The 6,865-nt window shown below is 34.2% G+C and carries 9 protein-coding genes; all 9 read left to right on the plus strand.

Annotated features, from left to right (window positions below):
• Nucleotides 1–4: 4 nt before the first annotated feature.
• The 9 genes from DFR80_RS11030 to DFR80_RS11065 all read left to right on the plus strand — a co-directional run bounded on the left by DFR80_RS11030 (nt 5) and on the right by DFR80_RS11065 (nt 6,767).
• A complete protein-coding gene (locus DFR80_RS11030) occupies nt 5–2,254 on the plus strand; it encodes an IGHMBP2 family helicase (RefSeq protein ID WP_076544769.1) in 2,250 nt (749 codons plus the stop codon).
• Between the two features lie 198 nt (nt 2,255–2,452).
• Nucleotides 2,453–2,599: a hypothetical protein gene (locus DFR80_RS15280; protein WP_199505810.1), complete on the plus strand. Its 147-nt coding sequence runs from the start codon at nt 2,453–2,455 to the stop codon at nt 2,597–2,599.
• Nucleotides 2,600–2,696: 97 nt separating this feature from the next.
• Nucleotides 2,697–3,002, plus strand: a complete 306-nt coding sequence (locus DFR80_RS11035; RefSeq protein ID WP_233493831.1) for a CopG family transcriptional regulator — start codon at nt 2,697–2,699, stop codon at nt 3,000–3,002.
• Nucleotides 2,983–3,333 (plus strand): type II toxin-antitoxin system PemK/MazF family toxin, encoded by a 351-nt coding sequence (locus DFR80_RS11040; RefSeq protein ID WP_076544771.1) that lies wholly within the window; start codon nt 2,983–2,985, stop codon nt 3,331–3,333. Before DFR80_RS11035 ends, DFR80_RS11040 begins: the two co-directional genes overlap by 20 nt.
• Nucleotides 3,334–3,513: 180 nt before the next feature.
• Nucleotides 3,514–3,888, plus strand: coding sequence for a hypothetical protein (locus DFR80_RS11045; protein WP_076544772.1), 375 nt, complete (start codon nt 3,514–3,516; stop codon nt 3,886–3,888).
• Nucleotides 3,889–3,929: 41 nt separating this feature from the next.
• Complete coding sequence (locus DFR80_RS11050) at nt 3,930–4,340, plus strand: ATP-binding protein (protein ID WP_233493832.1); 411 nt, start codon at nt 3,930–3,932, stop codon at nt 4,338–4,340.
• A 29-nt stretch (nt 4,341–4,369) separates the two neighbouring features.
• Nucleotides 4,370–5,707, plus strand: coding sequence for a [Fe-Fe] hydrogenase large subunit C-terminal domain-containing protein (locus DFR80_RS11055; protein WP_114489964.1), 1,338 nt, complete (start codon nt 4,370–4,372; stop codon nt 5,705–5,707).
• A complete protein-coding gene (locus DFR80_RS11060; protein ID WP_114489965.1) occupies nt 5,697–6,026 on the plus strand; it encodes a serine kinase in 330 nt (109 codons plus the stop codon). Before DFR80_RS11055 ends, DFR80_RS11060 begins: the two co-directional genes overlap by 11 nt.
• Complete coding sequence (locus DFR80_RS11065) at nt 6,027–6,767, plus strand: PHP domain-containing protein (RefSeq protein WP_114489966.1); 741 nt, start codon at nt 6,027–6,029, stop codon at nt 6,765–6,767.
• Nucleotides 6,768–6,865: the final 98 nt, after the last annotated feature.

Consider the following 6,865-nt stretch of genomic DNA (forward strand, 5'->3'; position numbering starts at 1 on the left):
AGTTATGGTAACTTTGGTAATTTCGGAAATAGATAAGAGAATTGGCCCCGGAGATATTGTTGGTGCTTTTATCAATGAAGCCGGGACTGCAAGTGATGATATAGGTAAGATTAATATAGATAAAAATAAAAAACAGGCTGAAGTAGAGGTTAATTGGGAATCAGCACCTCAAATTATTAGAGCAATGGACAACAATCAAATTGGGGGAGTTAAAGTTCAGGTAAGTGCTAAAAACCCAGATGATTTGATTGATAAGGAGATAATAAATTATTATAATCGGTTTCACGAATTAGTTGATTTAGAAAGACAGGAAGAGATAGATAGACATAAGCTGGAAATAAAATATTTATCAGCAAGAGAGCGGCAGGCTAAGGGACGTGCTTTATTAGAACTGCATGGAAAAGATAATGGAACCACTTTTGGTCATCGGCCTCTGGTTAAATTCACTTCTAAATATAAAGGTGAAAAACTGGCAGAAACTCAAATTACTCCCGGTGATCTAGTAATGATTAGTTTGGACAAACCTCTGCATCCTGATAACCCAACTGGAACAGTGGTAGAAAAAACTTCTTATTCAATCACAGTTGCTTTCGAGAGTCATCCTCCTGAATTTATCTATAATAAAGGGGTAAGGCTTGATTTGTTTGTTAATGATACAACTTTTCAGAGAATGTTTACTGCTCTTGATAAGATTAAAAATCCAGAGAATCAGCTGCAGGAGAAAAAAAGAGATATTTTACTTGAAAGAAAAAAGGCGGAGTCTGCTGCTAAAGTAGAGTTAGAGCTGGAACATCTCAATCAGTCGCAAAAAGCTGCGGTCGAGAATGCTCTTGCAGCAGAAGATATATATTTAATTCAGGGACCACCGGGAACCGGGAAAACAGTAACAGCAGTTGAGTTAATTGCCAGAGCAGTTGATTATGGTAATAAAGTGCTGGCTGCTGCAGAATCTAATACAGCAGTTGATAATCTACTTGAGCTACTGGCTGAAAAAGAGCTTAATGTAATTAGAATCGGACATCCAATCAGAGTTAATAAAAAATTAAGAGAGCATACTCTTGATGAAGTAGTTATGGAACATCCTGACTATCTCGAAGCCGAAAAATTGCGAGATGAGGTTTCAGATTTAATCAATCGACAGGAATCTTATATTTATCCAGGTGGTAAATATCGAAGAGGCTTATCTGACCAGGAGATAAAAAATTATGCGGAAAAGGATTTAGAACATCATGTTAGAGGAATTAGTCCAGAAGTTATAGGTGAAATGGCAAACTGGCTGGAACTACAGGAAAAAATCGATAGCTATTTTAGACAAATAGAACAGCTTGAAAATAAAGCTGTAGAAGAACTGCTGGATCAGGCTGATGTTATTTGTACTACCAACATTACAGCGGGTTCTGAACTGCTTGAAAATAGAGATTTTGATTTAAGTGTAATTGATGAAGCTACTCAGGCTACACAGCCAGCAGCATTAATTCCTTATTTAAAAGCTGAGAAAACAATTTTAATTGGTGATCATAAACAGCTGCCTCCTACAGTAGTAAATCAGGAAGCTGTCAGAAAGGGCTTGAGTGTTTCTCTTTTTGAAAAACTGATTGAAATTTATCCGGACCAACTGAGTTCTATGCTGGAAACTCAGTACCGGATGAACAGAGAAATTATGGGTTTTTCAAGTATTTATTTTTATAATAATAGTTTAAAAGCTGCTGATTCTGTAGCCGGACGAAAATTAAGCGATCTGGGTGTTAAAATTGATGAAGATCAGTGTTTTACAGAAAAATCTCTTAAGACAGAGTATCCAATGGTTTTTTTAGATACTAAAGAAATGAAAGCAAATGAGAGATCATTTGAGGGCTCAAATTCTTATGATAATCCTGTTGAATCAGAAATTGTACTTGATATACTTGATCGTGCCCTTAAATCTTCTCTTTCGGAAACGGATATAGCAGTGATTGCTGCTTATAAAGATCAGGTTGATTTAATCAATCAGCATAATAGTTTTAAAAATGTTGAGATTGATACAGTAGATGCATTTCAGGGTAGAGAAAAAGAAATGATAGTTTTTTCTGCTGTTCGAAGCAATCAGGAAAATAATATAGGTTTTTTAAGAGATCTACGCCGCCTGAATGTTGCCCTAACTCGGGCCAAAAGAAAAATGATATTTATTGGTGACAGCAGTACTATTTGTGAGTATGATGCATATGCAAAACTCCTTAAATATATCAAAAAAAGTGGACTTTATTATAAGCTTTAACTACTGATTTATAGACCTGATAGCTTATATCCATAATTTATAAATAAATGGATAGCTTTACAGGTCTATAAAATTTAAACTCGATCCAGTTATATCAGTAATCCGGACTGATTTTTTGATTGACAGAATTTGATTTTTGAGGTATAATTACATTATCTAAAGTGTTTTAAAATCATTTTATAATGAGGTGGTTAAACAGTGGAGAGGCTGCGCCGCAAAAGAAATTTTAGTAAGACAGAAAAAGAAGAAATTGCCAGAGAGATGGTAAAGGGCTATGAAAAAATGGCTGCAGTAAATGATGATCTTATTCGAAATGTTTCTCTACTTAAGGATGGGGCTAATTAGTCTCATCTTTTTTTCTTAATTTTCATTAAAAATTAAGCCCTTTGATTGATAATTATTTTCCGAATGATATAATAGAGACAGCTTAAAAACAGTGGAGGTGGGTCAGTTGTCCGAGAGCAGAAAGCTAAATATTGAACTTCCAGTCTATCTGGTAGAAGAAATTGAGCGTTATTGTAAAATTAATAACCAGCAGCGAAATAGCTTTTTAAATCAGGCGGTTAAGTTTTATTTAAAAGAATTAAAAAAAGAAGAGGTTCGCAATCATCTTCGGGATGGGTATAAAAAAATGGCCGGTCTTAATCAGCAGTTAGCTGATGAAGGATTATCAAGTGAGTGTTATTCATATTTATGCTATGAACAGAGACTGGTGGAGTGTGAAAAAATTGAAAGTAAAAAGGGGTGATGTTTTTTACGCAAACTTAAATCCAGTTGTTGGTTCTGAGCAGGGGGGAGTTCGGCCTGTATTAATCATTCAAAATGATATAGGTAATAAATACAGTCCAACAGTTATTGTTGCTGCAATTACTTCTCGGATTAATAAGGCTAAGTTACCAACTCATGTCGAGATTCCAGCTGATTATACAAATCTAGATAAAGATTCGGTAATTCTCCTGGAGCAGATAAGAACTTTAGATAAAAAACGTCTGCAGAGACATATAGCTCATTTAGGAGAGGATGTAATAGAAGATGTTAACCAGTCTATAGAAATAAGTCTAGGTTTAATTGAATTATAAATTATTCTTATCCTGGATAAGTTTTTTCTTCTTGACAGTGTGAAAAAAATATCATATACTTTTGATGAGTAATTTTTTATTGATTAAAGTGAATTTTATCACTATAAGTCATTTGTGGGAATATTTTACAAATTGCAAAAATGGCAATAATGAGATATTATTTAACTATGGAGGTTAAAAATGAAACTAAAAACTGTCAAGTCTCTTCTTAATACAGAAACTATCTTTGAAGCTTCTGATGAAAAAGATGAGTTAGAAGTTAAAAATGCCTGTGGTGCAGATTTGATGAGTGATGTACTGGCTTTTTCAAATGAAAAAACTCTTTTGCTTACTGGCTTGACTAATCCTCAGGTTGTTCGCACTGCTGAAATGATTGGGATTCAGGTGATTATTTTTGTTAGAGGCAAAGAGCCACAGATAGAAACTATTTCTTTAGCCAATCAGTTAAATATATTTTTATATTCCACAGACAAGCCTTTATTTGAAGCCTGTGGTCTTTTGTATAAAAATGGGATTGGACCGGAAGAGATGAATTATATAGAAACCTTCAAATAATTTGTTGGGAGTTGATTTTGTCTTTGCAAAAACAACAGATATTGAATAAAGAAATTGATAGTTTTGATTTTCAGAGTGGAGGAGAAGCTTCCAGTGATTTAAAAAATATTCTACGCAAACTGGGAGTTCCATCAAAAATAGTTCGTAAAACAGCAATAATTACTTATGAACTGGAAATGAATGTTGTAATCCATTCTCTTGGGGGGGAAATTACAGCTTTGATTTCTGAAGATGAGCTTGAAATAAGGGTTGATGACAGTGGCCCGGGAATTGAAGATCTTGATAAAGCTTTTACAGCAGGTTTTTCTACAGCTAGTGATGAAATTCGGGAGATGGGTTTTGGAGCTGGAATGGGACTTGTTAATGTTAAACGATATGCAGATCAGATTGATGTTAAATCGTCAAAAGATGCTGGAACACATGTGAAAGTAATAATTAATTTAGCTAATTAGCATTAACTAATCGCAGCAGGGGGTTAATAATGACCAGAAAGCATTCTGTACTCTTAAAAGAAGAAAAATGTGAGGGTTGTACTAATTGTGTTAAAGGCTGCCCTACCAAAGCAATCCGTGTTCATCAGGGGAAAGCCTGGATTAAAGAAGATTTATGTATTGATTGTGCAGAGTGTATCAGAGCCTGCGAATACCATGCTAAATATACTAAAACAGATCAGCTCGAAAAAATTGTAAAGACTTCGGATTATCCTGTATTATTAATACCACCAAGTTTCTATAGTCAGTTTTCGGCCGAAATATCTTCTCAAAAAATTAAAAAAGCCATACAAAATTTAGGTTTTCGAGCAGTTTTTGATGTTGCTGAGGCAGCAGCTGCCTTATCTCGTAAAACACTTGATTTTCTAAATAATAATCAGGGAAGTTATATATCAACCTCCTGTCCAGTAATAGTCAGATTGATTAAACTTCAATTTCCTGATTTAATTGAAATGCTAATTCCTTTAAAATCTCCAGTAGAATTAATTGCTGAAAGAATTGAGAGAAAGTTTAAAGAAGAAAAAAATATTAATCCAGATATTTTCTTTTTAACACCCTGTCCGGCAAAATTAACGACTGTTAACAGAGCTATCGGACAGAAAGAAAGTTTTTTAAGTGGAGCAATTGGGGTAGAAAATATTTATCAAAAGATTTATGAATCTCTTGCAGATATTGAACTGAAAACAGAAGCAGGAAGAGTAATCACTCTGGCGACAATCTGGGGTAGTGAGGGTGGAGAAGAGGGTATTTTGAAATCCTGGCAGGAACTTAATACTCTGAGTGTTTCCGGGATTAAAGAGGCAAAAAAATTGTTAAATGAAATTGAAAGAAATAATATACCTGATGCAATTAGGTATTTTGAACTTACTTCCTGCACAAATGGATGTATTGGTGGAGTTTTAAATGTAATTAATCCATTTCAGGCTCAGTTTAATTTGGAAGAAAGAATTAAAAAAATCAGGGAAATTACTCAAGCACATAATTTAGACTTTGAGAAAGATGATGATCAGTTTTATAATTTTGCACTTTCCGAAAGTATTACTGCTGATAATGTTTCCAAACTGGACAGTGATTTTAAAAAGGCTATGCAGAAGCTTGAACAGCTGCAGAAAGAAATTGATATTTTGCCTGGCTTAGATTGTGCAGCCTGTGGAGCTCCAGATTGTAAGACTTTTGCGGAAGATGTAGTTAATGGTCGTGCCAGCAGAGCAGATTGTATTTTTATGCTGCGGAAACAGCTTGGTAAACTTGCAGATGATCTTTCGATTCTGGCACACGAACTTCCGCCTGTTATGGCATCTCAAAAGGAGGAATCAGATGACAGTTAAAGAACTTGTAGATCAATTTGATTTGGAAGTAATTGCTGGCCCGGACTTACAAAAAGAAATTGATGGAGCTTATATTGGTGATTTATTGAGTAATGTAATGGCTCGTGCAGAAAAAGGAAATCTCTGGCTGACAGTGCAGGGACATCAGAATGTGGTGGCAGTAGCTCTTCTGGTTGAGCTATCAGCAGTTATACTGGTGGAGGATTTCGATTATGAAGAAAATGCAATACAAAAAGCCTGTCAAAAGGGAGTTAATCTTTTAAAAACAGGGAAAAAAAGTTATGATCTGGCCTGCAGTCTTTACGAAAGTAATATTTAAATGCAGAGATTAAAAGCTGATCTTCATCTTCATTCTGTACTTTCACCCTGTGGAGATTTATTAATGACTCCACTGGAGATAGTTAAAAAAGCAAAATCAGAAGGAATTGAAGTTGTGGCTTTAACAGACCATAATAGTGCCGAAAATGTAGAAGTATTTAAGTATCATTGTGAAAATCATAATTTGAATTTCATTCCTGCAATGGAGGTTGAGACAAAAGAAGAAATTCACATTCTTTGTTATTTTCCAGATCTTATGAAACTTTTTGAGTGGCAGCAGATTGTCTATGATAGTCTACCTAATCAGGCAAATGATGAGGACTTTTTTGGACCTCAAATAAAATGTGATTATAATGATCAATTTCAGAGTAAGGTAAACAGATTACTTGCAGCTGCAGTTGATTTGAATCTGGAAAAATGTCTAAATATGGTTTGTGAGTTGGGAGGTCTTGTTGTACCTTCTCATCTGGATCGAAAAAATAGTATTGTTTCTCAGCTTGGATTTATCCCACCTACACTTGAGTTGAGTACTGTAGAAATATCCAAAAATACTAATCCAGAATTTTTTTTAAATAAATTTCCTTTTATAAAAAATCTGCAGTTTATGCAGAATTCTGACAGTCATTATCTTAAGGAAATTAAAGCTTACCAGCAGCTGGTGCTTAAGGAATTTTCATTTGTTGAATTCAAAAAAACTTTACAAAAAAAAGATGGTCGTAAAATTGAATTAATTAAAACTTAATTTTAGGTGTTTGCAAAATAGGCAAAGAAAATAGTGAAAAACTGTAAGTGATGGGTTTAGTTCAATTTTTAGATTTAAAAAAATTGAATAAGGAAATG

This window comes from Halanaerobium sp. ST460_2HS_T2 (genome assembly GCF_003337665.1).
GTDB classification, from domain to species: Bacteria; Bacillota; Halanaerobiia; order Halanaerobiales; family Halanaerobiaceae; genus Halanaerobium; species Halanaerobium kushneri.